The 26,170-nt window shown below is 64.1% G+C and carries 22 protein-coding genes; 5 read left to right on the forward strand and 17 right to left on the reverse strand.

All coding sequences use genetic code 11. From position 1 onward, the window contains the following. Positions 1-6 precede the first annotated feature (6 nt). The 5 genes from ABAC460_RS30870 to ABAC460_RS30890 all read right to left on the reverse strand — a co-directional run bounded on the left by ABAC460_RS30870 (position 7) and on the right by ABAC460_RS30890 (position 6,745). Positions 7-660, reverse strand: a complete 654-nt coding sequence (locus tag ABAC460_RS30870; protein ID WP_023452487.1) for a flagellar assembly protein FliH — start codon at positions 658-660, stop codon at positions 7-9. Between the two features lie 206 nt (positions 661-866). Further along, on the reverse strand, positions 867-1,886 hold the full coding sequence (gene fliG, locus ABAC460_RS30875; RefSeq protein ID WP_023452489.1) for a flagellar motor switch protein FliG: 1,020 nt from the start codon (positions 1,884-1,886) through the stop codon (positions 867-869). 3 nt (positions 1,887-1,889) lie between these two features. After that, positions 1,890-3,554: a flagellar basal-body MS-ring/collar protein FliF gene (fliF, locus tag ABAC460_RS30880; protein ID WP_023452490.1), complete on the reverse strand. Its 1,665-nt coding sequence runs from the start codon at positions 3,552-3,554 to the stop codon at positions 1,890-1,892. A 210-nt stretch (positions 3,555-3,764) separates the two neighbouring features. Beyond that, a complete protein-coding gene (locus tag ABAC460_RS30885; protein WP_023452491.1) occupies positions 3,765-4,793 on the reverse strand; it encodes a LacI family DNA-binding transcriptional regulator in 1,029 nt (342 codons plus the stop codon). Between the two features lie 95 nt (positions 4,794-4,888). Continuing rightward, complete coding sequence (locus ABAC460_RS30890; RefSeq protein WP_031236489.1) at positions 4,889-6,745, reverse strand: carboxylesterase/lipase family protein; 1,857 nt, start codon at positions 6,743-6,745, stop codon at positions 4,889-4,891. A gap of 464 nt (positions 6,746-7,209) precedes the next feature. Here ABAC460_RS30890 and ABAC460_RS30895 point away from each other — a divergent pair, with 464 nt between their 5' ends. Further along, a complete protein-coding gene (locus tag ABAC460_RS30895) occupies positions 7,210-9,426 on the forward strand; it encodes a glycoside hydrolase family 3 protein (protein WP_023452493.1) in 2,217 nt (738 codons plus the stop codon). Between the two features lie 54 nt (positions 9,427-9,480). On the opposite strand, the gene ABAC460_RS30900 is transcribed toward ABAC460_RS30895, so the two are convergent. The 6 genes from ABAC460_RS30900 to ABAC460_RS48905 form a co-directional block, all read right to left on the reverse strand. Further along, the gene (locus ABAC460_RS30900; RefSeq protein WP_023452494.1) at positions 9,481-10,455 is read right to left on the reverse strand and encodes a helix-turn-helix transcriptional regulator; all 975 of its coding nucleotides are present in this window, start codon (positions 10,453-10,455) and stop codon (positions 9,481-9,483) included. 344 nt (positions 10,456-10,799) lie between these two features. Continuing rightward, complete coding sequence (sciP, locus tag ABAC460_RS30905; RefSeq protein WP_023452495.1) at positions 10,800-11,081, reverse strand: CtrA inhibitor SciP; 282 nt, start codon at positions 11,079-11,081, stop codon at positions 10,800-10,802. Between the two features lie 188 nt (positions 11,082-11,269). Continuing rightward, positions 11,270-12,703: a flagellar hook protein FlgE gene (locus tag ABAC460_RS30910; protein WP_023452496.1), complete on the reverse strand. Its 1,434-nt coding sequence runs from the start codon at positions 12,701-12,703 to the stop codon at positions 11,270-11,272. Between the two features lie 15 nt (positions 12,704-12,718). Further along, the gene (locus ABAC460_RS30915; RefSeq protein ID WP_023452497.1) at positions 12,719-13,375 is read right to left on the reverse strand and encodes a flagellar hook assembly protein FlgD; all 657 of its coding nucleotides are present in this window, start codon (positions 13,373-13,375) and stop codon (positions 12,719-12,721) included. A gap of 9 nt (positions 13,376-13,384) precedes the next feature. After that, complete coding sequence (locus tag ABAC460_RS30920) at positions 13,385-15,091, reverse strand: flagellar hook-length control protein FliK (RefSeq protein ID WP_023452498.1); 1,707 nt, start codon at positions 15,089-15,091, stop codon at positions 13,385-13,387. Between the two features lie 309 nt (positions 15,092-15,400). Further along, positions 15,401-15,754 carry an endonuclease domain-containing protein gene (locus tag ABAC460_RS48905; RefSeq protein WP_081716462.1) on the reverse strand — a complete coding sequence of 118 codons (354 nt, stop codon included), beginning with the start codon at positions 15,752-15,754 and terminating at the stop codon, positions 15,401-15,403. Positions 15,755-16,060: 306 nt separating this feature from the next. Here ABAC460_RS48905 and flgK point away from each other — a divergent pair, with 306 nt between their 5' ends. Both flgK and ABAC460_RS30935 read left to right on the forward strand, forming a co-directional pair. Then, on the forward strand, positions 16,061-18,202 hold the full coding sequence (flgK, locus tag ABAC460_RS30930; protein WP_023452500.1) for a flagellar hook-associated protein FlgK: 2,142 nt from the start codon (positions 16,061-16,063) through the stop codon (positions 18,200-18,202). An 11-nt stretch (positions 18,203-18,213) separates the two neighbouring features. After that, positions 18,214-19,134, forward strand: a complete 921-nt coding sequence (locus tag ABAC460_RS30935) for a flagellin (RefSeq protein WP_023452501.1) — start codon at positions 18,214-18,216, stop codon at positions 19,132-19,134. Positions 19,135-19,247: 113 nt separating this feature from the next. Here ABAC460_RS30935 and ABAC460_RS30940 read toward each other — a convergent pair whose 3' ends face one another. Beyond that, complete coding sequence (locus ABAC460_RS30940; RefSeq protein ID WP_023452502.1) at positions 19,248-19,880, reverse strand: exopolysaccharide biosynthesis protein; 633 nt, start codon at positions 19,878-19,880, stop codon at positions 19,248-19,250. A gap of 111 nt (positions 19,881-19,991) precedes the next feature. Here ABAC460_RS30940 and ABAC460_RS30945 point away from each other — a divergent pair, with 111 nt between their 5' ends. Both ABAC460_RS30945 and mnmA read left to right on the forward strand, forming a co-directional pair. Continuing rightward, positions 19,992-21,191 (forward strand): esterase-like activity of phytase family protein, encoded by a 1,200-nt coding sequence (locus tag ABAC460_RS30945; protein ID WP_023452503.1) that lies wholly within the window; start codon positions 19,992-19,994, stop codon positions 21,189-21,191. A gap of 52 nt (positions 21,192-21,243) precedes the next feature. Then, positions 21,244-22,431, forward strand: coding sequence for a tRNA 2-thiouridine(34) synthase MnmA (gene mnmA, locus ABAC460_RS30950; protein WP_023452504.1), 1,188 nt, complete (start codon positions 21,244-21,246; stop codon positions 22,429-22,431). On the opposite strand, the gene ABAC460_RS30955 is transcribed toward mnmA, so the two are convergent. From ABAC460_RS30955 to ABAC460_RS30970, 5 genes are all read right to left on the reverse strand, one after another. After that, positions 22,428-22,925, reverse strand: coding sequence for a winged helix-turn-helix transcriptional regulator (locus tag ABAC460_RS30955; protein ID WP_031236492.1), 498 nt, complete (start codon positions 22,923-22,925; stop codon positions 22,428-22,430). The genes mnmA and ABAC460_RS30955 overlap by 4 nt on opposite strands. A gap of 160 nt (positions 22,926-23,085) precedes the next feature. Then, a complete protein-coding gene (locus ABAC460_RS30960; protein ID WP_023452506.1) occupies positions 23,086-23,574 on the reverse strand; it encodes a hypothetical protein in 489 nt (162 codons plus the stop codon). Positions 23,575-23,708: 134 nt separating this feature from the next. Beyond that, positions 23,709-23,876, reverse strand: coding sequence for a hypothetical protein (locus tag ABAC460_RS49570; RefSeq protein WP_155914596.1), 168 nt, complete (start codon positions 23,874-23,876; stop codon positions 23,709-23,711). 403 nt (positions 23,877-24,279) lie between these two features. Further along, complete coding sequence (locus ABAC460_RS30965; protein ID WP_023452508.1) at positions 24,280-25,533, reverse strand: YncE family protein; 1,254 nt, start codon at positions 25,531-25,533, stop codon at positions 24,280-24,282. 17 nt (positions 25,534-25,550) lie between these two features. Beyond that, complete coding sequence (locus tag ABAC460_RS30970; protein WP_023452509.1) at positions 25,551-26,078, reverse strand: Lrp/AsnC family transcriptional regulator; 528 nt, start codon at positions 26,076-26,078, stop codon at positions 25,551-25,553. Between the last annotated feature and the right edge of the window lie 92 nt (positions 26,079-26,170).

Below are 26,170 nucleotides of genomic sequence, written 5' to 3' on the forward strand. Positions count from 1 at the left end.
TACACCTTAACTATGTGCGCCGTGGGCGCGGGATTGATGATACGCATCGGCTTCGAGCGCTTCGTGCAGCGCTTTTTCGAGCGCCTCGGTGACCTGCTGCGGATTGAACTCGGCGCGCCCTTCCGACCACAGGATCTCGAAGGCGCCCTTGGGGAAGGCGGGTTTGTCGCGGAACTGGATCTGGCCGGCGAAACCGGCATAGGCGCCGGCCTCCATGGCGGCGGCCTTCAGTTCCTCCGACGGGTTGTTGGCATGGACGATCAGGCGGGTCGTGGTTTCGATCTCCTGGCCCAGGGCTTCCAAGGTGGCGACGACCGGGGCCTGGGGGAATTGCGCCAGAGCTTCGGCGGCGATTTTCTGGGCGCAGATCAGGGCCAGGTCGACGCAGGCCTGTTTGTAGTGGTTGACGGCGTCGTTGATCGAACCAAGTCCTTGATGCGCAGCGTCGGCCAGGGCCTGGATCGCCGCAGCCTGGGCCATCTGGGCGCGGGCCAGGGCAGAAGCCTCGCCGTCGGCATAGGCCTGGGCGCGGATGGCTTCGACCTCATCGGGGGTGAAGGCTTTCTTTTCGCGTTGCTGTTCGGCCAGGACCCGGCCACCGTCGCCGAAGACGGTGCCGAATTCGAACTTCTTGTGCTGGATGGGGGCGCTAGTGGGCATGAGAAACTCCGGCGTGCTTATCCTCCCCCGTTGCACGGGGGAGGTGCTGAGCAAGCAAGCCCAAAGGGCGACGCGCGTCGAAGCGGAGGGGGAACCGGAAGCTCGGAGCTTGTAACGCCCCCTCCGTCTCGACGCGCTTCGCCTGAAGAAGGCTCGCTTGCTCGACACCTCCCCCGCAAGCAGGGGAGGATAGGAAGGTCGCGACCTTAATAGATAAGCTCATCGTCGCCTCCCTGGCCGGCCAGCATGATTTCGCCCTTGGCGGCCAGGTCCTTGGCCACCTGGACCATGGCCATCTGGGCCGCGTCGACGTCCTTCAGGCGCACAGGGCCCATCGAATCCATGTCGTCGCGCATGATCTTGGCGGCGCGTTCCGACATGTTGGACATGAACATGTCGCGCAGGCTGTCCGAGGCGCCCTTCAGCGCCAGGGCCAGCTGGTCCTTTTCGACCGCGCGCAGCAGAGTCTGGACGCCGCCCGGATCCAGCTTCGACAGGTCTTCGAAGACGAACATCAAGGCCCGGATGCGTTCGGCGGATTCGCGGTTGCGCTCTTCCAGGGCGGCGACGAAGCGGCTTTCGGTCTGGCGGTCGAAATTGTTGAAGATTTCGGCCATCAGTTCGTGGCTGTCGCGCTTCGAGGTCCGCGCCAGGTTGGACATGAACTCGACGCGCAAGGTCTGTTCGATCTTGTCGAGGATTTCGCGCTGGACCGGCTCCATCCGCAGCATGCGCTGGACGCATTCCAGCGCAAAGTCTTCCGGTAGGGACGACAGGACGCGGGCGGCGTGGTCGGCCTTGATCTTGGACAGGACCACCGCGACGGTCTGCGGGTACTCGTTCTTCAGGTAGTTGGCCAGCACCGCTTCGTTGACGTTGCCCAGCTTGTCCCACATGGTGCGGCCGGCCGGACCCCGGATTTCCTCCATCAGGGTTTCGACTTTTTCCGGCGGCAGGAACGAGCCCAGCAGGCGCTGGGTCTGTTCGAAACTGCCCATGATGGTGCCGGACGAGGACAGGCCGGCGACGAATTCGACCAGCAGTTCCTCGACCACATTGGCGGCCACCGTGCCCAGGGACGACATGGCCTGGGAGATTTCCTTGATCTCTTCTTCGTCCAGAGCCTGCCACAGGGCGACGTGATCTTCGCCCAACGCAAGCAGAACCACCGCGGCCTTTTCGACCCCGGTCAGACGCTTGCTGTCATCGATGATGGATTTTCTCATGGCTTAGCTATCATGGAGCCAGGAGCGGAGGATGGAGACCGACTCTTCCGGGTGGCGGTCGACGAACTCCGAAACCTTCTTGACCGAGGACGCCTTCACCTGGCCCTCGATGCGGGCTATGTCGATGCGCTGCTCCTGTTCCTGGGTGGGAACCAGGCCGGTGGCGGCGATATTGTCGGCCGCCTGGTAGCTGATCGAAGGACCGGTCGCGCCCGCTCCGGCCAGGGCCGCCTGGTTGCCGCCATTGGCCGCGCCCAGGAAGGTGCCGCCGGCCACGCCGCCGCCATTGATGAACTTGAGCAGCGGGCGGGCGATCAGGAAGATGACCAGCAGGGCGACGATGAACAGTACCGCGACTTCGATGGCGCGCATGATGTCGTTCTTGTCGAAGTCGAACAGGGGCGGCTTGGCGTCGGTACCGGCGGCGAAGTCGCCGCGGCTGAAGCGGATATTGCTGACGCGAACCTGGTCGCCGCGGGTCTGGTCGTAACCGACCGCCGCCTGGACCAGTTCCTGGATACGCTGCATGTCCTCAGCCGAGCGCGGCGCATAGGCCGGCGGCGCCTTGCCGTCGGCCGACGGGGTTTCGACACCGTCGACGACGACCGCCACCGACAGCTTCTTGATCTCGCCCGGGCCCTTGACCTCGGTGGTCTTGGTGGTCGAAATCTCGAAATTGGTGACTTCCGAATCCTGCTGGGAATTGTTGCCGGTGGTGGCGATGGTCGGCGCCTGCTGGCCGCCCGGCATGTTGGCCGACACGGTGGTATTGCCGGCGGAGTTGGGATCGGCGGTGGTTTCGGTCCCGGAATTGGTGCTGGTCGAACGGACGACCTGGCCGTCCGGGTTATATTCGACCTGTTCACGGGTGGTGGCCGTCTGGTCGATCTCGGCCGTGACCATGACGCGGGCGGCGCCCGGGCCGACCACACCTTCGACGATTTCCATGACGCGCTTGCGGACCGAGTCCTCGATCTCGGACTTGCGCGCCGAACCGGCGGCGCCCATGGCGGTATCGCTTTCGCCGCCGGCGGCCAGCAGGTGGTTGCGGTCGTCGACGATGGTGACGTTGTCAGACTTCAGGTTGGGTACGGCGGTGGCGACGACGTTGCGGATGGCGGCGACCGATTCGCTGCTCAGAGCGCCGCCCGACAGGCCCAGAACGACCGAGGCCGTGGGCTGGCCGGCGGCGTCTTCGAACAGTTCGCGCTTGGGCATGACCAGGTGGACGCGCGCCGAGCTGATGCCGCGCAGGGTGCGGATGGTGCGGGCCAGTTCGCCTTCCAGGGCGCGCTGGTTGTTGATGTTCTGGACGGCTTCGGTCTGGCCCAGGGCCGGGGCGTTGTCGAAGATTTCATAGCCGACGCTGGCCTGGGTCGGCAGGCCTTTGGAAGCCAGCATCATGCGGGCGTCGGCGACCTGGTCGCGGTTGACCATGATGGTCGATCCGTCGCCCCTGGCTTCATACTTGATGCCGCCCTGGCTGAGGGCGGTGGTGATCTCGGACGCTTCCTTAAGGTCGAGATTGGAATAAAGCAGGGCCTGGGGCTGGGCGCTGATGTTCAGCACGATCGCCAGAATCACGGCTGCAATACCGGCCGCTGCGCCCAGGATCGCCGTCAAGCGGCCAATACCGAACCTTTGCAAGCCGTTAAAAAAGGACTCCACGTGCAACCACCCTGATCACCAAATAAGCGGGACGTCGCTATTCGCGTCCCGCTGACTAGGCAGTAATTTCCCAGTGCTGAGTTAACAGCGGCTTAAGAGGCTGCGTTAAGGTTCAGGAAATTTCCGATATTTTTGCGCGAGTTGCGTGCACATTCTAAACCCTGGGCGGTTTCCGGGACGCTAAGGGTTAAGGTAAATACGCGCTTTGGCTTACTTTGCCAGCGGCGGTGGCGCGGTCGATTCACGGACGACAAGACTGTAGTCCAATCGCCGGGCCGTCTTGGTCCGGTCCGCCAGGTCACCGCCCAGCCCCGCGACCAGAAGATCCACCGCCGCTTCGCCGATCTCCTCGATCGGCTGGCGGATGGTGGTCAGGGGCGGCCACACACTTTCCGAGCCGGGGCTGTCGTCGAAGCCGACCAGAGACAGGTCGGACGGAATGATCAGGCGATGCTTGGCGGCCGCGGCCATGACGCCCATGGCCAGGAAGTCCGTGGCGGCGAAGATCGCGGTCGGCCGGTCCTTGCGCGTCACCAGCTCCTCACCCGCCCGGAAGGCCGTTGCGCTGGTCGTCTGCGGCAACTCCGTGCGGGGATAGGGCGGCGCCAGCCCCTTGTCGCGGAAAAATCGGGCATAGCCGGCGTAGCGCTCCGCGCTGGCGCCGGTATCGCGAAACCCGAGATAGGCGATCTGGCGATGTCCCAGGCCCCACAAATGATCCATGATATCGTATGACGCGTCCTGGTCGTTCATGAAGGCGAAGGGCGCCCGTTCCAGTTCGACCGTGGGCGAGATGCGGACATAGCCCATTTCCATGTCATCGAGGATGGCCATGATCTCCGGCATGTCGCTGACCGGCGGCGCCAGGATCAGGGCGTCGAAATGCGAGGCACGCAGGCGGCGGACAAAGGCATCCTTGCCGTCGGAGACGAAGTCCTCGATGGTTTCGAGCACCATATGATAGCCATGCCGGCGGCAGGCCCGCATGACGCCGGCGTGCAGGCCATTGAAATAGTAGTGACTGTAGATGCTGCGCGTCAGAAAACCGAGATTGTAGTTTCGTGCCCCCGGCAAGGCGCGCGCCGCGGCATTGGGTTTGAAATCGTGGGCCTTGATAATATCTGCCACGCGCGCCCGCGTCTGCGGCCCCACCCCCGCCTGATGGTTCAGAACGCGCGACACGGTTTTGATGGAGACGCCCGCTTCGCGCGCGACATCGACAATGGTGAGTTTTCGCACAGGCAGTCCGATCGATCCGAAGCGAGATACTATTCCCCGGACCGGGCATATGTAAATCCGCGTCTGCCGGTTTGGCCGGCAGACGCGGATCCGGATTACTTCCGGGCCGGCAGTTTCGCCAGGTCGTCGTCGATCCTGGCCAGGAGTTCGTCCGTCAGCGCCGGCAGATAGGCCTGCAGAGCCAACAGGGTCATGGCGCGGCCCATGCCGATATTGGGGCTGTTGATGACATCGGGAATATAGGTATTGAGGACGGCCTTGGCGGCAGCATCGTCCAGCATATCGCCCAGAGGCGTCACCTTCGATGCGTAGTGACCATCGGCCGTGCGCGTCGGCGCGGGCGGTGGCGGCGGCAGGTCGGCCGCCGCGGCGGTGACCTCCATCCGCGCCTTCCACGGATCGACCTGCGCCACCGGCACGCCTTCCGGGGTGAACACCATCAGGATGTCAGCCGCGGGGTCGTATTTCGGCCATTGCGGCAGACCCGCGCCGTTGGGATTGCCGGTCTTGGCGAAGTTGGCCCAGTAGCTGTTGGTCTGATCGGCGATTCTGGCGTCCGTGGCAGTCAGTTTGTCGCCGTACTTTTCCTTCACCGTGTCCATGACATAGGGAATTTCGGTGGCATGGGGCGTGCCCGTCTTCCACTCGGACTTCATGGACTCAGCGACGTAGCCGAAACGGAATTCGTAGGCCGGCAGCCCCTGCTTGGCCAGCGTCGCGGCAACGAAGCGCGACGGCTCGATCATCATCTTGTCCATGGCGATCTCGGCATTGATCTGCGGCAACGGCTTGGTGCCGTCCGGGTCGTAGGCCGCCTTCGCCTGGTCGGCCAGCGCGCCGAATGCGCCAAAAGCAGCCTCCTTGGTCGGGGCGAAGCCAAAGCCGATATCGGCGGTGTCGCCGCCGATCATGAAGGGCACCTTGGCCTGGCGCCCGGCCTCGTAGACCGCCTGGGGCGCTTCCGCGACGATGCGGCCATCGACCATCGGGCCGCCGTAGGTTTCACCGGCCTGCCCCATGGTCATCATGCCGAGGCCGTCATTGACCTCTTCGGCACTCAGCGCCCGCAGACTGGCCAGGGCCGCGGCATCGCTTCCCTGAACGCCCTTGCGGCGGGCGAAATTGACCCCAAGCGTCTCCGACGACGGCAGGTTGGGCTTGTCCGTGGTCAGTTCGCGATTGCCCATCAGGTTGCCACGGCCGCCGCCCGACTGGACGATGGCCTTGGCGAAGAGCCCCTGCGATTGCGTAGACGTCATCAGGGTGTGCACCGATCCGCCGCCGGCCGATTCGCCGAAAATGGTCACATTGGCGGGATCGCCGCCGAAGCCGGCGATATTGGCCTGGACCCATTTCAGCGCGGCGATCTGGTCCATATAGCCGTAGTTGCCAAGCAGGCCGTTGTCCTTGTTCTCGGCGCTGAGGGCCGGGAAGCCGAAGAAGCCGAAGCGCCCCAGCCGGTAGTTGAAGCTGACCATGATCACGCCCTTGCGCGCGAAAGCCGAGCCGTCATAGACCGGGGGGGAGGAGCCTCCGTTGACGAAGCCGCCGCCATAGATCCAGAAGATCACCGGCAATTTGGCCGTCGGGGAGACGCCGGCCGGACGCCACACATTGATGACCAGGCAGTCTTCCGCCGGTGTCGTCCCCAGCGGCGCGGCATCGCCGCCGAAAGGCGTCTGCATGCAGTCATGGCCGAACGTATCGGCCTTGCGAACACCCGACCATTTGGCGGCCGGTTGCGGGGCGCGCCAGCGCAGGTCGCCGACCGGCGGCGCGGCGAAGGGGATGCCCTTGAACGACTCGACGCCGGCGGCGGTCACGCCCTCCACCTTGCCGGACACCGTTGCGACCGGCGTAGCGGCCATGACCGGCAAGGCCAGCATGCCGGCGGCGGTTGCAGCCGCCGCAGCCACCAGATGGCGGACGGATTTCATAGATTTAAGGCTCATATTTCCCTCTCCCGGTCCAATTCTGGACGCATGCCCTGCGGCCCTGACACGGGCCACTCTTGTTCTCCTCAAGCTGCTGGATAGGGACAACGTTGTCAATGCCCTCGACGACAGATGCTTGGCGATGCCGTCAAGCGCATATCGGCGATGTGTGCGAAGTTATTGAATATATTCACTATGCCACATATCCGCTTTGGCTGAAAACTTTTTATGTCATATCAACGATTTTGCACTGCAATAAGGCGGTGGACTTCGTCACTTGGCGCGCTGTCCGTCATCGTGTGGCGGAACGTTCGCGGCATGCTTTCGGGCCGGCGGTGACGGCTCTGACGGAGATGGGCGTGTTGACTTCCGCAAAAAACGTGAGAAATTACGACAACGTTGTCTCAAATCGTGGATCACCCTGCGACGTGCGGCCTCAGGCGGTTTCAGCCGCCCAATAAACAAACCCCAGGGATTCGACCATGACATTTGGAACCTCCTTCCGTTCGGCGCTCAAGGCCGTGGCCGCCACGGCGCCGCTTCTGGCCCTTTTGAGCACACCGTCTTTCGCCCAGACCGCCCAGCCGTGGCTGAACAAGGCCTTGAGCGCCGATGAACGCGCCAGCCTTCTCGAACAGGAGCTAACCCTGGATGAGCGCATCGGCCTGGTTCATGGCCCGATGGCCTTGCCCTTCTTCTTCAAGGACGGAAAACTACCGGACGGCGCCATGGCGGCGGCGGGCTATATCCCGGGCATTCCGCGTCTCGGCATTCCGGCCCAGCGGGAAAGCGATGCGTCGCTGGGCGTCACCAACCCCATGGGCGTGCGGCCGGGCGACTTTGCCACCGCGCTGCCGTCATCCCTGGCGCTGGCGGCGACCTTCAATCCGCAGATCGCCTATGACGGCGGCGCCGTGGTCGGCCTCGAAGCCCGCGTGAAAGGCATCAATGTTCAGCTCGCCGGTGGGGTCAACCTGGCGCGCGATCCCCGCAACGGCCGCAACTTCGAATATGCCGGTGAGGATCCACTGCTGGCCGGCACGCTGGTCGGCGAATCCATCCGGGGCATTCAAAGCCAGAATGTGGTCTCGACGATCAAGCACTATGCCCTCAACGGCCAGGAGACCGGCCGCAACGTCGCCAACAGCGTTATCGGCGAACAGGCCCTGCGCGAGTCCGATCTGCTCGCCTTCCAGATCGCGATCGAAAAGGGCCAGCCCGGATCGGTAATGTGCGCCTATAACCTGGTCAACGGCGCCTATGCCTGCGGCAACGACTTCCTGCTGAACAAGGTGCTGAAGGGAGACTGGGGCTACAAGGGCTATGTCATGTCCGACTGGGGCGCGGTCAAGTCGACCGACTTCGCCGTGAAAGGGCTGGACCAGCAGTCCGGCGAGCAGTTGGACAAGGAAATCTGGTTCGGCGCGCCACTGAAGGCGGCCGTCGAAAACGGCACCGTCCCCGCCGCCCGACTGTCCGACATGACCCACCGCATCCTGCGCTCCATGTTCGCGGCGGGATTGTTCGACACCCAGGCCCCGGCCAGCTACGACGCGGCGCGCCATGCCGGGGTGGCCAAGGCCGAAGCCGACGAGGCGATCGTGCTGCTGAAAAACGACGGCCAGATCCTGCCGTTCGCCCGCACGGCGAAGTCGATTCTCATCGTGGGCGGCCATGCGGATGCCGGGGTGATCTCCGGCGGTGGATCGTCGCAGGTCACGGCGGGCCCGGATCAGCTCGTGATTTCGCCGGGCGGCGAAGGCCCGATGGCCATGTTCAACCGGGTCAACTACCATCCCTCCTCGCCGCTGAAGGCGCTGCGCGCCCGGCTGCCCGACACCCGCATCGCCTTCGACACCGGTCAGTATCCGGAAGAGGTTGCCCGCAAGGCGAAGGCCTATGACCTGGTCATCGTCTTCGCCACGCAATGGGCGGGCGAGGGCGAAGACGTTCCGTCACTGGCCCTGCCCAACGGGCAGAACGCCTTGATCGAGGCCGCGGCGGCCGCCAATCCCAAGACCATCGTCGTGCTCGAAACCGGCAATGCCGTCAGCATGCCGTGGCTGAACAAGGTACCGGCCGTGATTGAGGCCTGGTACCCCGGCCAGCAGGGCGGCGAAGCCATCGCCGACATTCTGACCGGCGCGACCAACCCGTCGGGCCACCTGCCTGTGACCTTCCCGGCGTCGATCGACCAATATCCGCGCGTCGATATTCCCGGCCTCGACCTGGGCCCGACGGAACAGTTCGATGTTGTCTATGAAGAGGGCGCCGACGTTGGTTATCGCCGCTTCGCCAAGCTGGGCATGAAGCCGTTGTTCCCGTTCGGTCACGGCCTGAGCTACACCCAGTTCTCCTACGGCAATCTCCAGGTCTCAGGCGGCAGCACGGTTTCCATGACCTTTACGGTCACCAATACCGGCAAGGTGAAGGGCAAGGATGCGCCGCAGCTCTATCTCAATGCCACGCCCGGCGGTCAGGCGAAGCGTCTGATCGGCTTCTCCAAGGTCGAGCTGGCGCCTGGCGAGAGCAAAACCATAAGCCTGGCCGCCGATCCGCGCCTTCTGGCCAATTTCGATACCGCTTCCAACAGCTGGGTGGTTGCGGGCGGCACCTATACAGTCGCCGTTGCGGAAGACGCCGGGCAGGCCGGCATCGCGGGTACGGCCACGGTGAAGGCGCAAAAGTTAAAGCCTTGACACGGCCCCGGATAACCGAAAGGCGCACTCCGGACAATCCGGAGTGCCCCAGCTCTAACCGGCCCGGGAGCGGACATCGCCCGGCGAAGCGTCGAAGCGGCGCTTGAAGGCACGGTAAAATGACGAAACATCGTTAAAGCCGCAGCGGAAGCCGATCTCCGTCGTCGGTGTCGCCGCAAACGCAGGGTCGGTCAGCAGAACCCGCGCCCGCTCGGCACGGAAATCGCCCAGTTGCCGCGAAAAACTGGTCCCTGCCTGCTGCAGCACGTGCTGGACCATGCGCTCGGAAATGCCCAAGCGCCGGCCAATGCCTTCCGCCGTCAGGCCCTCGGTCGTGCAGTCGCGCCGCATCAGCCGCCGGATGGCATGCAGCCGCGCCTCCCCTACCGCCGGGGCATGGCGCTCGGACTCCTCGTTCATGTCGATTGCGCCGAAACCGGCCCCCAGCAACAGCGCCATGTGCCGGGTCGAGGCGGCGATCAGGCCCAGGTCCTGCGCGCGAATGGACTGGAACAACCGGGCATAGGGCACCAGAAGCTGAAGCGCCGGATGGCTGACCGGGACCGTGCGGCCGGCCAGGTCCTCCGGCGGAATGCGCCACGACTCGGTCAGGTGACGCGGGACGGTAATGCCCAGAAGACCGGTGCCCTCGCCCGTGGTGAAATCGATGGCGGCATTGTGCACCCCGAACGCCGCCTCACCCGCCGCAACAGTATAGTCCCGGCCGAGATGCCCGCCGTAAATGGACGTGGTGCCCAGGTTAATGTGCACGACCAGCGCATCGTCGCCGTCATTGGCGATATGCCGTACGCCGCGGTGACAGTCGATGGCCAGTCCCGACAGGAAGGCGACAATCATTTCCGGCGTCACCGTCAGATCGAATCGGCCGTCAAGACCGGCATTTCTGGTGCTGATCATGTCGCAGATTGTCCCCACCGAATCGCGGAAACGGGCATTGATCTCGCGTTCCCGCCCGTCCTGGTCGGTCCGTGTCAGATCTTCCGTGGTGAATCCGGCAACGTGCAGCATCACGGCACGCTAACATATCCGCGATATTTGCATAGGGCGCAAAGCGGTTGCGCCATAGTCATTGAGCGCGCTTCCGTCGCCGGTCCACAATGAACGGACCCGTGGGACTTACCCGGACTGGCTTTTCTCCAAAGCCGTGCGCCGAACCAGGTCTTTCACATTTCTGCGATGTCAATGCCGGGCCAAGAAGATCCGAAGGCATGTTTCGGAACTTTCGGCATAGGCCGTACGCAACGTAGCCACGCCCCGGGCCCCGGGACGTGGCTACGATTTTTTAGCAGTTTATTTGACGCCGTCACGTTAGTCCAAAAAGTGGCAACCACTTTTTGGCGTGAGGCTTGTGATTAACGGTACTGCTGGATGCGCGTCGTGCGCAGGCCCGCCATGCCGTGGTTCTCGATGGCTTTCTGCCACGAGAGGAATTCTTCGGAAGTAATATTGTAGCGCTCGCAGGCGTCGTCGAAGGACAGCAGTCCCCCGCGCACTGCGGCCACAACCTCGGCCTTGCGGCGGATGACCCAGCGTTCCGTGCCCGGAGGCGGCAGATCGTTGAGGGTCAATTTTGCACCCGTCGGACCAATCACGTACTTTTCGCCCTTTGCGTCGCGGCGTTGCTCTTGCAGCATGGCATTTTGCCTTGTGTTACCATCACCAATTGAAGTGACTATAACGCGCCAGTTTAAAGATCAGCTTAATTGCCTTAGTAAAAATAGTCCTAAGGAAAAGCATTACTGACGTATTAACTTCATTGACAATGAACTGACGGCAAAACTCCAAGATTAACGCGAATTAACTATCTTATTTTACTTTGTGTTTACCGCTTGAGCGCCAGCAGTTCCTGCAGCATTTCGTCCGAGGTCGTGATGATCTTGGACGCCGCCGAATAGGCGCGCTGGGTGGAGATCAGGCCGGTGAACTCCTGGGCCAGGTCGACCGTCGACGCCTCCAGGGTTTCCGGCGACAGGTTGCCCGATCCGCCTTCGCCCGGCTCACGCAGGGTGAAGCCGCCCGATTGCGACGACACGGTAAAGGCGTTACCCGAGACGGGGGTCAGGCCGTTGGCATTGATGAAGGTGGCCAGGGCCACCTGGGCCAGGGGACGGGTATTGCCATTGTTGTAGATGGCGGTGACGATGCCGTCCTTGCCGATCTCGACCTTGGTCAGCAGGCCGAATTCGGTGCCGTTGGCGGTCATGCGCGTCGTCGTCGAGTCACCGGCCCGCTGGGTGATCTGGGAGGTGGCGCCGGTGCCGCTGAGAGACAGAGAGAAGGTCTGGTCGTCGGCGACAAAGCTGTCGCCCCAGCGCGGCGTCGTCGTGCCGTTGGAAGCGCCGATAGCATAGTCGGTCGTAAAGGCGACCGGGGCGCCGGTGGCATCGTTGGTTGTCGAGTTGGCGATATCCAACTGGCCATTCGAGTCGAACGCCAGGATGCCGGTGGCAATCTGGTTCGGGCCGGTGGCAGAGCCAATGATGTCGGGCGACCACACTTCATACGACCAGCGCGCGGTGTTGGTGACCGGGTCGGGGTCCATCTTCAGCAGCGACATGGTGACCGTATGCTGCTGCCCCAGCGAATCCGAGACCGTCATGGAAACGGTCGAATCGGGCTTGGTGCCGACACCGGCCGTGGCGTCATAGACCGACATGGCTTCGGTCGCGCTTTCGGGATCGTAACTTCCACCCGCAGCGGCGGCGGTCGAAACATCCGTCGACGGATCCAGGTTGGCGGCGAAGCTGACGCGCGTCGTCGATTCAGCCTGGCGGGCGATATTGGCGACATTGATCGGCCCCAGACGGGTCATGTCGGTCGAGGACGGGTTGATATTGCCGCTGCTGTCGGCCGGCCAGCCTTCCAGGTACAGGCCGGCGGCATTGCGCAGATAGCCATCGGTGTCGGTGCTGAACGAGCCGTCACGAGTGAACAACATGCTGCTGCCCTGGTTGATGGCGGCGGAGGTGTCGGAGGTGACGAAGAAGCCCTGGCCGTCGATGCCCAGGCTGTAGCCGGCGGTCGAATTGTTCAGTTCGCCGCGGCTGGTCAGGTCCTGCTGGACGGCGGCGGTGACCCCGTTGGAGGCATAGGTCGACTGCCATGACGAGCCGCTGACCAGGTTGGTGAAGTTGGTCGTGACGCGCTTGTAGCCCGTGGTGTTGGCGTTGGCGATGTTGTTGGAAATGGTCGACAGGGCCGCGGCGTTGGCGGCCAGGGCGGTGACGCCCGATTGCATGGCGCGATTGATGGTCATGGCGTTAAATTCCCCTTAGGACACTTTGGTGATGAGCGAGAGCGGCACGTAGGTGCCGCCGACTTTCAGGACGACGGCGCCGTCCCGGATTTCGGCGGCGTTGGCGACGCCGGTGAGGTTGACGGAAGCGGTGACGTCGCTGCCCGCGGCGTTCGTCGCCTTGATTTTCAGCGTGTAGTCGCCGGAGGTGACCTTGGTGCCGGTGGCGGTTTCTCCATCCCAGGCTACCGTGTGGCTGCCCTGGCCGGTCTGGTCGGAGGTGCCGGTCCACACAACCGCGCCGTTCTTGTCGACCACGGTCAGGTTGACGGTCTGGGCGTCGCCGCCCAGGGTATAGTCCCAGGCAGCCTGGCCGTTGGCGAAGGTCGCCGTGGCCGTGCCGGCGCTGACCGTCTTGCCGATATAGTTGACGGCGGTATCGATCGTGTCGCCGGCGTCCAGCGCCTTGGAGATCTTCTCCAGATAGTCATTACCCTTCAGCTGCTGCTCGACCGAGGAATACTGGACCAGCTGGTTGGTCCATTCGGTCGTATCCATCGGCGACAGCGGGTCCTGGTTACGGATCTGGGCCGTCAGCAGGCTGAGGAAGGTTTCATAGTTGGCGGCCAGGGTCTTGCTGTCCTTGGCGGCGGTGGTCTGGGTCTGGGTATTGGAGGTGACGGCGTCAACCATGGTGGGTTCCTAGACGGTGAGATCGAGCGCCAGCCGGCCGGAGCCGGGGCGTTGGCGAAGTTGAGCGAGGGCTGCGTCGAGATCGGCCTCGGCGGCGTTGGCGTCGGCGCGCTTCAGGGCACGGGTGGCCTGGCGGGGGTTGGAACGGGGCTGCTGGCCGGTGTGCGGATCGGTAAAGGCGGCGAAGGTTCCAGCCTGGGCCTGAGCGGGGGTCGTCTGGTTTTGCACGGACTCGGCCGGCCGCGACGAGAAGGTCAGGGCGTCGTCGTCGAGCTTGAGGCCCGCCGCCGTCAGTTGCTGGCGCAGTTCGCTTTCGCGCGCGGCAAAGGTGGTGGCGGTGACCGGGGTGTCGAACGCCAGGTGGGCGCTGACCTTGCCCTGGGCGGTGATGGTCAGGGCGACGTCGATGCGACCCAGGTCGACGGGCTTGAGTTCGAGCTGGAACTTGGTGGTGCCGTTGCCGAGGCGCTTCTGGATGGCGACGCTGACCTGGGTCATTTGCTCGACGGCGGCATGGGACAGGGTCGAACCCTGGGCGCCGGGTTGGGCCGGTGCCTGGGCAGGTGCCTGCTCCGGTGTCTGGTGCGTTGCGGGCATGGCGACGGTGGCCGCCGGCGTGTAGGGCGCGGCCGGGGCGTCCGGCGTTACCGGCTGCAGAGAAAAGGGCTGCGCGGTGGCGGCTGGCCGCGCGGTGTCCGCCTTTGCAGTGTCCGTCTTTACCGTTTCCGGCGCGGCAGTTTCCGGCAGGGCGGACGTCACCGTCGCCGGGAGCTTGCTCTTTATAAAGTCGACGCCCGGTGTTTTGGCAGGTTGCGGCGTGCCGGTGCGTTCCGCCGAGGTCGTGGCGTCGTGTTCCGCCGGAGCTGCCTCGTTACCCTGGGAGTCGGACGGTTCCGGGCTGGGTGCGGCCGCCTTTATCATGGCGGGGGCTTCGGGCGGGACCGTCGGGGCGGTGGTGGCGACCGCCGCCTCCGGGCTTTTCGGCGCGATGGATTGGCCAGCCATGGGCGGCGCCACGATGGCCGCAGCGGCCGCGGCTACGGTCGGATCGGGCGCGGCAGACGCCGGTTCGTCAGGCTCCGCCGGCGCCTTTGCGGGCAAATTGGCCTCAGGCCGGCGGGGGCGCGCCGGCGCCGCGGCAGCCGGTTGCGCCATGGCTTCGACAGATCGCGGCGCGGCTTCGGGTTGATCGGCTTGCTCGGTCTCGACCTGGGGGGTGACGGTCGCCGTGGCAACTGCTGCTGCGGCCGACGGTTCGACGCGTGGCCCGGCAGCGTCGATTGCCGGGGCGGTTTCCGGCGCGGCGGTCGCAGTAGCGACGACAGCGGGCTTTTCGACGCGCGGCAGCGCGACGTGGACTGCCGGGGTGGTTTCCGGCGCGACCTGAGGTGTGACGACCGGTGCAGAGACGATGGCCGCAGCCGGTGCGGGGACGGCGCGGGCGGCTTCGGTTGTGACCGGAGGTTCCGCTTCGACCTGCGGGGCGATCATCTGGGTGGTCACGGCAGCCGAAGCCAGCGGCTCGGGCGTCCTTTCGGTCTGGGCGGCCTGCGGCGCCGCAGTTGCGGTTTCGGTTTCAGTGGCAGGCGCCATCATTTGCGCCACCAGGCCGGTGAACACGGCCGCGGCATCCTCGTCCTGCGCCGGCATGGCTCCGCCGTCGGCCGAAACAATCGGCGCTGAGACGAGTTGAAGCAGGGTGGCGGCAGGGGTCATGGGACTCGCAAAAGGGTGAACGCCGCATCCAGGGACGCGGAAAATCTGGGTTCACGCATTTTGCGCAAGGGGAGAGTTCACCCTGTGCAATCCGGGGGCCAGATGTTAATTCGTTGATTTTATTGATATTAAGAAATTGGAAAGCCGGGAGAACTTGCCGTGCTGCGGTCAAATTTGCCTAACGCCCAGCCCAAACTTGCCGCCCCTTCCCTTTCTGATACCTCCCCGCGTTCTTCTCGCGGGGAGGGGGACCGCACGAACGAGCCAGGCCAAAGGCCGCCAGCGAGTGAGATGTGGTGGTGGGGCGACTTACTTATCGCTCAATCGCGTTTTGACATAAGCCCAGACACTCTCGGCGACTTCATCCGGATTGCCGAACACTTCAGCCGCATGGATGCGATAAACTTCGATTCCCTGCGTGTTCAGCCATCGATCACGGCGTTCATCCTGGTCGGAATCATGAAGAGCGCCATCGATTTCGACGCAGAGCCGTACCCTATGACAGTAAAAGTCGAGGATATATGGGCCTTTGGGATGTTGTCGACGAAAGGCAATGCCGTCACCGTCGCGACGTTTTAAGCGCTCCCACAGCAAATACTCCGGCGTCGTAAGCTGACGCCGCATTTGCTTGGCTAAAGCGAGTTTCCGAATGTCGCGCTTCATGACGGCAAGCTATGCGCTTACAGCGTTTTCGTAAAGCCGCCCCACCACCACCCTTCGCCTACGCTTTGCTTCGGCTTCGGGCGGTCCCCCTCCCCACGCAAAGAGGCGCGGGGAGGTATCAGATTGGAGGGGATCAGAAAGGGCGTGGCACGCGACTTGCGACCCTGTTTGCATATATCAGGGCGCCCCCGCCCGCGGAATCGTCAACCCTATGAAACCCTTAGGTTTTTCAAAGTCAGCCCCCTCGCCTACCCGGCAAATTTCGCCGGGCAGCGTGAATCCCTTGCCTAGGAAGGGCGCCTCCGCATGTCGCTGAACTCGATCATGAACATCGGCGTGTCCGGGCTGATGACCGCCCAGGACCAGTTGCGCGTCACGTCCGACAACATCTCGAACGTCAACACCCCGGGCTATATCCGCAAGGTCGCCCACCAGACCGCCGTCAATATCGGCGGCAAGGGCATGGGCGTCACCTCCGGCCAGGTCACCCTGGCCGCCGACCGCTACCTCCAGGCCGCATCGCTGAAGGCCACCTCGACCTCAGCCGCCGCCGACGTCACCTATGAACTGCTGGACCAGATCCAGTCCCAGTTCGGCGACATCACCGACACCTCCAACCTGTTCAACCAGGCCGCCAGCGCCCTGTCGTCCATGGCCGAAGCTGCCGAGGACCCGACCTCCAACGCCAGCCGCCAGCAGACCCTGTCCAACCTGTCCAGCTTCCTGTCGGAAGGCGGGCGTATCGCGGCGCGCATCCAGACCATCCGCGGCGACGCCGACGCGCGCCTGGGATCCGCCGTCAAGTCGGTCAACGACCTGCTGAAAAACATCAGCGACCTGAACGCCACCATCTCCGCCGCCACGGTGGCCGGCGACGACGCCACCGGCGCCCAGACCACCCAGGCCAGATATATCGACGACCTGTCCAAGATGATGGACGTCAACGTCACCCAGAACGAGAACGGCGGCGTCACCGTGCGCACCGGGTCGGGCATGTACCTGAGCGGCGACAAGTACGCCACGCTCAGCTACCAGCCGACCGCCAATGTCGACGCCACCACCAGCTTCGGCGCCATCGTGGTCACCGGCATCAACGGCGAGAAGCGCGACCTGGCCGACAACATCCAGTCCGGCGAGATCAAGGGACTGATGAACGTCCGCGACACGGCCTCGGTCGCCGTCAGCGACCAGCTCAACCAGTATATGACGCAGTTCACCGAGCAACTGAACGCCGCTCACAACCAGGGCTCATCGGTTCCGGCGCCGGCCTCGATGACCGGCAAGACGCTCAGCCTGACCCAGGAAGAAGCCGTCACCGGCTTTACCGGCCAAACCAACCTGGTGACCCTGGATTCGTCGGGCAACATCACCCACAGCGTGCTGATCGATTTCAACGCGGGCACCTGGTCGCGGGACAACGGTTCCGACTCGGGCACCTTCACCCCGGGCAGCTTCGCCAGCGACATCACCGCCGCCTTCAACGGCGACGCCACGGTCAGCTTCACCAATGGCCGGATGAGCCTGAGCGTCAGCGGCGGCAATGGCAATGACGGCATCGCGGTGGTCGATCCCGCGGCTTCGTCGACCGTGACCCCGTCGGGCAAGCAGGGCCAGGGCTTTTCGCACTATTTCGGCCTCAACGACCTGGTCACCAGCAAAGCGCCGACCAACTATCGTACCGGCCTGAACGCCACCTCGGATTCGGGCTTCTCCAGCGGCCAGGTCACCTTCCAGCTCAAGTCGCCCAACGGCGCCTCCCTGGCCAGTGTCGACTTCACGCCGGCGGCCGGCCAGAGCATGGCCGACATGGTCAATGCGCTGAACAACACCACCAGCGGCGTCGGCCGCTACGGCACCTTCTCGCTGGATGGCAATGGCCAGCTCAGCTTCCAGGGTTTCGGCAGCCCGTCCAACACCATGTCTATCAAGGCCGACTCCACGTCGCGGCTGGGGACGGGCGCGTCGTTCGGCACATTCTTCGGCGTTGGCGGCACCCCGTCCACCGTCGCCTCCGGTCTGGCCATCCGCAACGCCGTCTATAACGACCCCAGGCAAATGGCCCTGGCCAAGGTCGACCTGAACGCGACGGGCGGCCTGGGCGCCCTGGTCAGCGGTGACGGCGACAACGGACTGGACATGTCGGATATCGGGTCGAAGACCACGATCTTCGCCAAGACCGGCCTGAACAGCGGCGGCGCCTCGACGCTGGAGCGCTACGGTTCGGACCTGGCCGGCCAGGTCGGTAACCTGGCCGCAGACGCCAAGAGCCAGAAGGAGAGCAATGAAGCGCTCCTCAGCGAAGCCCAGTCGCGCCGCAGCGCCTATGAAGGCGTCAATCTCGACGAAGAACTGGTCAACCTCACCGTCTACCAGCAGGGCTACAGTGCCGCCGGCCGCCTGATCCAGGCCGCCAAGGACATGTACGACACCCTGCTGCAGATGGTTTAAGGAGTAACCCCATGCGTGTCTCCACCGCCGCTACCTGGTCCAACGCCCTGAACAACCTGATGAGGTCGCAGGAGCGCCAGAACAAGGCCAACGACCAGGTTTCCACCCAGAAGATCGCCACCGACCTGATGGGTTATGGCCGGTCATCGGAAATCATTGCCGCCTACCAGGCCTCCGCCTCACGCGTGAACAGCTATATCGCCGTCAACAAGTCGGTGGCCGAACGGCTGAATACCCAGGACCTGGCGCTGACCACGACCAGCGATGCCGCCGGCAATGCCAAGGAGTCGATCATGAACGCCCTGGCGTCCAACAGCGGCGCCTCGTTGATGGAAACCATGCAGGGGGCGTTTTCGATCGCCCTGCAGGGGCTGAACATGGAGCATCACGGCCAGTATCTGTTCGCCGGCGGCAATGACAGCCAGGACCCGGTCACGGTCTCGACCCTGTCGGAACTGGCGGCGACCAATATCGACGACGTCTTCGCCAACGGCACGGTCAAGAAATCCTCACGCATCGATGCCAGCACCACGCTTCAGACCGGTTTCCTGGCGTCGGACCTGGGACGCGACATGATGCAGCTGTTCAAGGACATCCAGGAATTCAACAGCGGTCCCGACGGCCCGTTTGGTACCCAGCTCACCGACGCTCAGAAGACATTTCTGACCGAAAAGTCGACGCAGTTTTCGGCGACCTATGACGAACTGGTCGAACAGACCTCGCTGAACGGCACCCTGCAGAAGCGCGTCGAGACCAGCCAGTCCGCCCTGGAAGGCCAGGCCAGTTCCCTGTCCGAGCTGATCGGCAACCGCACGGAGGCCGACATGGCCAAGGCCTATTCCGACCTTCAGCAGGCCCAGGTGTCGGTCCAGGCCTCGGCACAGGTCCTGGCCGACCTGCAGTCGTCGAGCCTCTTGAACCTGTTGCGGTAATTTTCCTTATACCTCCCCGCGCTCTTCGCGTGGGGAGGGGGACCGCCCGAAGCTGTAGCAAAGCGAAGGCGAAGGGGGGGGCCTCCCCGCTCGCGGGGAGGTATCAGAACGCGCTACATCATCTTCGCCAGCAGCATCTGGGCCTGGCCGCACACCCACATTACGGCTTCGACGACGTATTTGAAGAAGATCACGACCCAGGCCATCGCCCCCGCCGCCACCGGGATCGACAACAATATGAACAGACCGTCGCGCTGCAAGACACCAAGGCCCGTCAGAACCACCGCCACGCCCGGAATGATGTTGGCACCCGGCATCGGCAGGATCAGGATCAGCGCCATCACCAGGGTCTGGACGCCGGCATAGATCATGGCCGGCCGGCGGGTCATGGCGCGCATCCGCGGCTTGGCCAGGACCTCGATCTTGCGCAGGATCGCCCCGCACGCCTTCAAGGCGCCGCGCAGGTGCTCGCCCTTGAAGCTCCACTTCTTGACGAAGCCCGGCATCCAAAGAGACTTCGCGCCAAAGATCATCTGCAGCGCCGGCCCGATCAGCAACAGGCCGAAAAGGGTGGAAATGCCCGGAACGTTAGGAATGCAGATCGGCAGGGACAGGATCAGCAGGATCAGGCCCAGGGCACGGCCTTCGAGATGGCCCAGCAGGTCGCCGACGGACACACGGTCGCCGTCCAGCCGCGCCACCAGTTCGGACACGATCCTGGACGCCGGCACATCGTCCGAACGCATCATATGTTCCGTAAACCCCATGCCGCCGCATCTCCCTTTGAGCCGATTCCCCTCATAGGGTATATGAAGCGGCTATTCGACCTAATTATTCAACAGGGAACGGCAGGTGTCATGCAGGTCACACAGCTCGACTTCGAGGATGCCGCTCTGGTCCGTCTCGCCTTGCCGGGCGGCGACCTCAACCTGGTCCGCGGAATCGGCTCCGGCCTGACCCTGGCGCACGACGGCACACTGTGGGGACTGGGCGACCGCGGCCCCAACCTGAAGGTGCCTCTGGCGATCGCGCACCACGGGCCGTCCGGGCTGGAGCCCCTCGCCGGGCTCAGAGGCGCCAAGGTCATGCCCCTCCCCGCCGCGGGTCCGGCCCTGGCGCGGCTGCGGCTGGAGGGCGACCGTGTCGTCTGCGAGACGGTGCTGTATTTGCGCGACCGCAACGGACGGCCGCTGTCGGGTCTGCCGGTCGCCGCCGGCATGGGGGAGGTCGCCGTCGACCTGGACGGCCGCGAACTGGCGCCCGACCCTGGCGGCGCCGACACGGAGGGCGTGGCTGCCCTGGCCGATGGCGGATTCTGGGTCACCGAGGAGTACGGCCCTTCGTTGTTGCGGGTAGCGGCGGATGGGGAGGTGCGGGTGCGCTGGGTGCCGGCCGGGACGCAAGACCTTTATGCCGGCGCGGCCTATCCCGTGGCCGGCGTCCTGCCCGCCATCGCGGCGGCGCGCCAGTTCAACCGCGGCTTCGAAGGCATCGCCCTGTCGCCGGACGAAACCCGGATATACCTGGCTTTCCAGAGTCCGCTGGCCCATCCCGATGAAGCCACCCACAGCCAGGCCCGTCATGTCCGCCTGTGGACGCTGGACGCTTCGACCGGTGCCCTGCTGGCGCAGCACCTCTATCCGCTCGATCCGCCGGATAGCTTCCGTCGTGACCTGGCGCAGGGTCCGGTCGCGTGGTGCGACCTCAAGATCAGCGAACTGGTGACCCTGGCCTGCGACTGCCTGCTGGTCCTGGAGCGCGGTTCGGCGACGACCAAGTTCTATACCGTCCGTCTTGACGGGCCGGGGCTTGCTCCCGACCATATTGATCCGGCGACGCGGCCGACCGCCGAGCAGTTGAGCGCCGCCGGAGCGGCCGTGCCGGAACTGGCCAAGACCGTGGTGTTTTCAACCGACGATATGCCGCAGATCGGTCACGACCTGGAAGGCGTGGTGAAGTTGGGGCCGCGTAGCCTGCTTCTGGTCAATGACAACGACCTCGGGGTCGAAGGGGTCGCCACCCGGTTCTGGCGGGTCGAACTGGACGCCGATCTGTAAGGTTTTGGCGGCTCCTCTGGCAATTTGACCGGACTTCCCTTATTTACGCGGCATGAAGGCCTGTCCCATCCCGCTGATCGAATCCGCCGACCTCGACGCCGCCATTGCCGCGACGCGCGCAAGTGTCGGCCTGCCCGCCGGCGCGCGCATCGTCGCCGCCATGTCCGGCGGGGTCGATTCCACCGTGGTCGCCGCCCTGCTCGCCGCCGCCGGCTACGAGGTCATCGGCGTGACCCTGCAACTCTACGACCACGGCGCCGCGCTGAAGAAAACTGGCGCCTGCTGCGCCGGCCAGGACATTCACGACGCCCGCATGGCATCCGAAAAGATCGGCATCCCGCACTATGTGCTCGACTACGAAAGCCGGTTCCGCGACCAGGTGATCGAGGAATTCGCCGACTCGTACCTGCGCGGCGAAACCCCGGTGCCGTGCATCCGCTGCAATCAAAGCGTCAAGTTCAACGATCTGCTGCAGGTGGCCAGGGACCTGGGCGCCGAAGCCATGGCTACCGGGCATTATGTGGAGCGTTCCGATGAGGATGGCGTCGTGTCGTTGCGCCGCGCCGCCGACCAGAGCCGTGACCAGAGCTATTTCCTGTTCGCCACCACGCGCGAGCAACTCGATTACCTGCGGTTCCCGCTGGCCGGCATCCCCAAGCCCCAGGTGCGCGATATCGCCGTTCAGCTGGGGCTGAAGGTGGCGCAGAAGCCCGACAGCCAGGACATCTGTTTCGTGCCGGAAGGCAAGTACACCAACCTGATCGACCGTTTGCGGCCGCAGGGGCGCGAAAAGGGCGCCATCCGCCATATCGACGGGCGGGTTTTGGGGACGCATGACGGCATCACCGGCTATACGATCGGCCAGCGCCGCGGGCTGAATGTGGCGGTCGGTGAGCCGCTGTTCGTGGTCAAGATCGATCCCGATGCCAAGGAGATCCTGGTTGGACCGCGCGAGGCCTTATTGACGCGTGCCCTGACCTTGAAGGAGACCAACTGGCTTGGCAGCGAGGCCGATGTCGCGGCGGCGGCGGATGCGCGCAAGCCGGTGCTGGCGCGCGTCCGCTCGACCCGTCCGCCGGTGGCGGCGCGGCTGGTGGCGGGCGTATCGGGCATCGAGGTCGAGTTCGACGACGCGGAAGAAGGCGTGGCGCCGGGCCAGGCCTGCGTCCTGTACGATGTCGAAGACTCGGGCCGGGTGCTGGGCGGCGGCTTTATCGCGGCGACACGCGCGGCGGTTTAGCTTTCGGCGGCTTCGGGCGATCGCTCGTACAGTTCGCCGATCGACGGCGCGTCGGGATTGAGCTTTTCCGTCACATCGCCGCGCTTCAGGGCTTCCTGGCAGTGGGCGCAGTGCGACACCGGATGCAGCTCGTGGCCGCAGCTATGGATCAGGCCGGTTGCCGGCACTTCCTCGCCATAGACGTTACGCTTACCCCAATCCAGCATGTGCAGGATCATCGGCCGCAGCTCATGGCCCTTGTCGGTCAGGAGATATTCGTGGCGCTTCGGCCGGTCGCAATAGATGCGCATCTCGAAGATGCCATGCGCCACCAGGTGCTTCAGCCGGGCAGCCAGCACATTGCGCGCCATGCCCAGTGAGTCCTGCCATTGCTCGAAACGGGCAATGCCTTTGAAAGCATCGCGAATAATCAACAGCGTCCAGGGCTCTCCGACTATGTCGAGAGTCGCCGCTATGGCGCAATTTTGCTTACTGTAGTCTGCGGAACGCCCCATGGTCAGTCGGTACTCATCTACTTTTATGTTGTTATAAACGTCGGTTTTGCTCTTGCGGCAAACCTTATACGCCATACCAATCTAAATCCGTCGCAAGGCCACAATAAGGCCGCGATCATGACCGGTCTGCAAAATTATCCGTGGACGGAGGGGAAGGGTCTTAGGGGTTGAAGGCCAAAAGACCGGCCAGGGCGCGCACAGCCGTGGCGTCGTCGCGGCGGACGAAGTCCTGCTCGAAGCGGCCATCCTGCCAGTGGACCAGGACGCTGGTCCCGCCGTCCAGCCCCAGAATCAGGCTGTCCTGGCGGGTGACAATGGCGCCGCCGCAGTCGCTGGCATAGTCGCCGCAATCGCTGTCGAAGGCGCCCGGCGCCACGACCCGCAGGTCGGGCGCGGTATTGGCAGGGGCTTCCAGGCTGGTAATGCGCAGGTCACGCGTCCCGTTCAGACGGACGTGGACAGCGACGCGGCCGGAGTCTTCGGCCACCAGGTACAGGTCGTCGGTCTGGCCGTTGCCGTCGAAATCGCCATCGCGCAGTTGGCTTTCATGGGCGGCATGCAGGGGATTCAGATCCGGCGTAAAGGTCGCTGCCGTCGCCGAACCCGTGGCCACAGCCAAAACACACACCGCCGCGATCATCCGCAACATCCGACACCCTCACCTGTTTCCTATGCGGCGCCGGAATGTTCGTAAACGAGACATTAACGACTGCCGTGCGTGGTTGCCACGCAGGTTTGGTGCCAGCTTTGCCATAAGGCGGGGAAAGCATCAATAAGAATTTGTTAACCAGTTACATCGTTGATAATATTGTTATTTTCTACATCATCGCGGCCGGCTTCGGCCAGCGGTGGGCCAAACAGCAGCCAGGACAGGTCTGGGCCCTTCGTCTCGCGGTGGGCCGACTGAAGCAGGCTGACCAATACAGCCGGTCCGAGACTCAATAACAGCACGATACGCTCCTCATGATGCGATTGAGAATAAATCGCAATTATGAAAAGGCAAGCGCCAAACTGTCACGTGTGCGTGAAAGGATCAGCTTCGACCTAGGCCTATCCAGCTCCCGCGCGAAGCGCCTTCATGCCAAACTTCATGACGTTCTCCGCTTTAGGCGGCTACGCCCTGAATTCCGTGTTTTCCGTGTCGCCGCGCAGCGGCCTCAGTGTTTTCCGTGTTCCGACTTTTTGTCTCAGCGCGCTCCCCGCCGGCCGGCCGGCCGCCAGCATTTAAGAGGAACACGGAAAACACTGAAACGCCGCCTATGGCGGCGCGCACGGAAGTCACGGAATTCAGGACGTGGGCGAGGTCAGCGGGCAACCATCACATTGAGGGCGCTTCGCGCGGGAGGTGCCGCCCCTACTGCAGCTTCAGCGCACCGATCACGGCCGGGGCGGGTTCCGGATTGACCGCATTGCCCTGGCCGTCCAGGTTATCCCACTGGCTGCGGGCGACGAAGATGAAGTGGTCCCCCGTCACCAGGCCTTGCGTCGGCTGCGACAGTTCCTTCGACCGCAGCACCGTCTCGACCTCCACGATCTGCGACCAGTCGTCCGACATGCGCAGACGCACCACGCGGTTGGGCTCGAAGCCGTTCTGGATGGCGATGATGTCGTTGCCATGCCGCGAGATCGACGAGAAGCCCAGGGTCGAGCCATTGTCCGGCGGCAGGATCCGCATCATGCTGCCCGCCGCCAGGTCGACACGGTAAAGGCCCGACACGAAATCGGCGACGATCAGCACGCCGGCCTCTTCATTTTCGACGATCCCCATGGGCGAGTCGAGATAGCCTTCGGGGATCAGCACCTGCAATTCGCCCTGGTAGCCGTTCAGCCGCAGGATCTCGCCATGGGTGATGTCGGCGACATAGAGATCGTCGCGACCCATCAGCATGTGGCCGAAACGGCGATCGTCACCGGCCGTGAAGCTTTGCAGGATCTGGCCGTTGGCCGGATCGATCACCACCACCTTGGAGCTGATGGTCAGTTTAGGATCATAGGTTTTGGTCTGGCGCGTGGCCGCCGTGGTCGCCCACAGCCGGTTGTCGCGCAGGCCCAGTCCGTAGGCCGCCACGCCCGGGCGGAAGCTGACGACGTCGCGACTGCCGGCCGCCGTCAGGGCCGTCACCTTGCCGGAGCGGACATGGCTGAGGAACATCTGCTCGCTGGTCGGGGCATAGGCGATGGCGTCGGTCAGGGTGAAGCCCGACAAGGTCGCGGTGACATGCATCTCACCGACCCCGCTCTGGTTGCTGGCCAGCTGGTCCTCCAGGTCGGCGTCCCAGATGGCATTGAAGTCGGGATGGCGCGCCAGGTCCAGGACATAGCCCCGCCCCAGATACTCGGCCATGGTCTTCCTGGCCTCGGTCTTGCGCTTCTGTTGCAGCGACACCTGGGTCCGCAGCAACAGGACCGAGGGCGAATCCGGCATGATGACCCCGGCCTGGGCCAGGCGTTGCGACGCCGTCGCCAGGTCGCCGCCGTCCAGAGCCGTCATCCCGGCGGTGCGGCGGTCGCGGAACTGACCCAGTTCGGAATTGGGATCGACAGTTTGCGCACCGGCGCCGGTTGCCCCAAGAACTGAACATGCCGCCAAGGTCGCGGCCAGAAGCATTCTGCTCACGTGGCGTTTCATCGTCCCCCCTCCCGGGCGACCAGTTTCGGTGGATCCTTGGCGTCGGGCTGCAAGGTCAGGCGGATCGGCACGGCGGTGGTCGAACGCACGGTGCGCATGACGATGCGCGACTCGACGCCGGAGACCAGGTCCGAGGCCAGCAGCTTGTCGCGCAGGAAGTCGTCATAGGCGTGCATGTCGCTGGTCATGACGCGCAGCATATAGTCTTCGTGGCCGGTGACCGTGGCGCAGGCGACGACCTCGGGCCAGTTGGCCAGGCAGGCTTCGAAGGCTTCGAGATTGGTCCGCGACGGCAGGCTGAGCTTGACCGAGACATAGACTTCGAAGCCCAGGCCCAGCTTGTCGGCGTCCAGAACGGTGACGCGCTTCTTGATGACGCCTAAGTCTTCGAGCCGCTTGATGCGGCGCCAGCACGGCGACGGCGACAAACCGACACGTTCGGCCAGGTCGGCCACGGAAAGAGATGCGTCTTCCTGGATCAGGTCGAGAATACGCGCATCCAGTTCATCAATCAAATCGGACAAAATTTACCCCGGCAACGCGATACAATGGCACCCCACAGCACTATAGACCGCAAAATCCGGAAATTTCTACCCCGTTCAGAAAATATGCCGGG

This window comes from Asticcacaulis sp. AC460, from assembly GCF_000495795.1.
Lineage (GTDB): Bacteria > Pseudomonadota > Alphaproteobacteria > Caulobacterales > Caulobacteraceae > Asticcacaulis.

What these genes read in the sequence shown, in the direction of transcription:
- ABAC460_RS30870 (WP_023452487.1), bottom strand. Translation starts at nt 660, where the DNA reads ATGCCCACTAGCGCCCCCATCCAGCACAAGAAGTTCGAATTCGGCACC.
- fliG (WP_023452489.1), bottom strand. Translation starts at nt 1,886, where the DNA reads ATGAGAAAATCCATCATCGATGACAGCAAGCGTCTGACCGGGGTCGAA.
- ABAC460_RS30890 (WP_031236489.1), bottom strand. Translation starts at nt 6,745, where the DNA reads ATGAGCCTTAAATCTATGAAATCCGTCCGCCATCTGGTGGCTGCGGCG.
- ABAC460_RS30895 (WP_023452493.1), top strand. Translation starts at nt 7,210, where the DNA reads ATGACATTTGGAACCTCCTTCCGTTCGGCGCTCAAGGCCGTGGCCGCC.
- ABAC460_RS30900 (WP_023452494.1), bottom strand. Translation starts at nt 10,455, where the DNA reads ATGCTGCACGTTGCCGGATTCACCACGGAAGATCTGACACGGACCGAC.
- sciP (WP_023452495.1), bottom strand. Translation starts at nt 11,081, where the DNA reads ATGCTGCAAGAGCAACGCCGCGACGCAAAGGGCGAAAAGTACGTGATT.
- ABAC460_RS30910 (WP_023452496.1), bottom strand. Translation starts at nt 12,703, where the DNA reads ATGACCATCAATCGCGCCATGCAATCGGGCGTCACCGCCCTGGCCGCC.
- ABAC460_RS30915 (WP_023452497.1), bottom strand. Translation starts at nt 13,375, where the DNA reads ATGGTTGACGCCGTCACCTCCAATACCCAGACCCAGACCACCGCCGCC.
- ABAC460_RS30920 (WP_023452498.1), bottom strand. Translation starts at nt 15,091, where the DNA reads ATGACCCCTGCCGCCACCCTGCTTCAACTCGTCTCAGCGCCGATTGTT.
- ABAC460_RS48905 (WP_081716462.1), bottom strand. Translation starts at nt 15,754, where the DNA reads ATGAAGCGCGACATTCGGAAACTCGCTTTAGCCAAGCAAATGCGGCGT.
- flgK (WP_023452500.1), top strand. Translation starts at nt 16,061, where the DNA reads ATGTCGCTGAACTCGATCATGAACATCGGCGTGTCCGGGCTGATGACC.
- ABAC460_RS30935 (WP_023452501.1), top strand. Translation starts at nt 18,214, where the DNA reads ATGCGTGTCTCCACCGCCGCTACCTGGTCCAACGCCCTGAACAACCTG.
- ABAC460_RS30940 (WP_023452502.1), bottom strand. Translation starts at nt 19,880, where the DNA reads ATGCGTTCGGACGATGTGCCGGCGTCCAGGATCGTGTCCGAACTGGTG.
- ABAC460_RS30945 (WP_023452503.1), top strand. Translation starts at nt 19,992, where the DNA reads ATGCAGGTCACACAGCTCGACTTCGAGGATGCCGCTCTGGTCCGTCTC.
- mnmA (WP_023452504.1), top strand. Translation starts at nt 21,244, where the DNA reads ATGAAGGCCTGTCCCATCCCGCTGATCGAATCCGCCGACCTCGACGCC.
- ABAC460_RS30955 (WP_031236492.1), bottom strand. Translation starts at nt 22,925, where the DNA reads ATGGGGCGTTCCGCAGACTACAGTAAGCAAAATTGCGCCATAGCGGCG.
- ABAC460_RS30960 (WP_023452506.1), bottom strand. Translation starts at nt 23,574, where the DNA reads ATGTTGCGGATGATCGCGGCGGTGTGTGTTTTGGCTGTGGCCACGGGT.
- ABAC460_RS30965 (WP_023452508.1), bottom strand. Translation starts at nt 25,533, where the DNA reads ATGCTTCTGGCCGCGACCTTGGCGGCATGTTCAGTTCTTGGGGCAACC.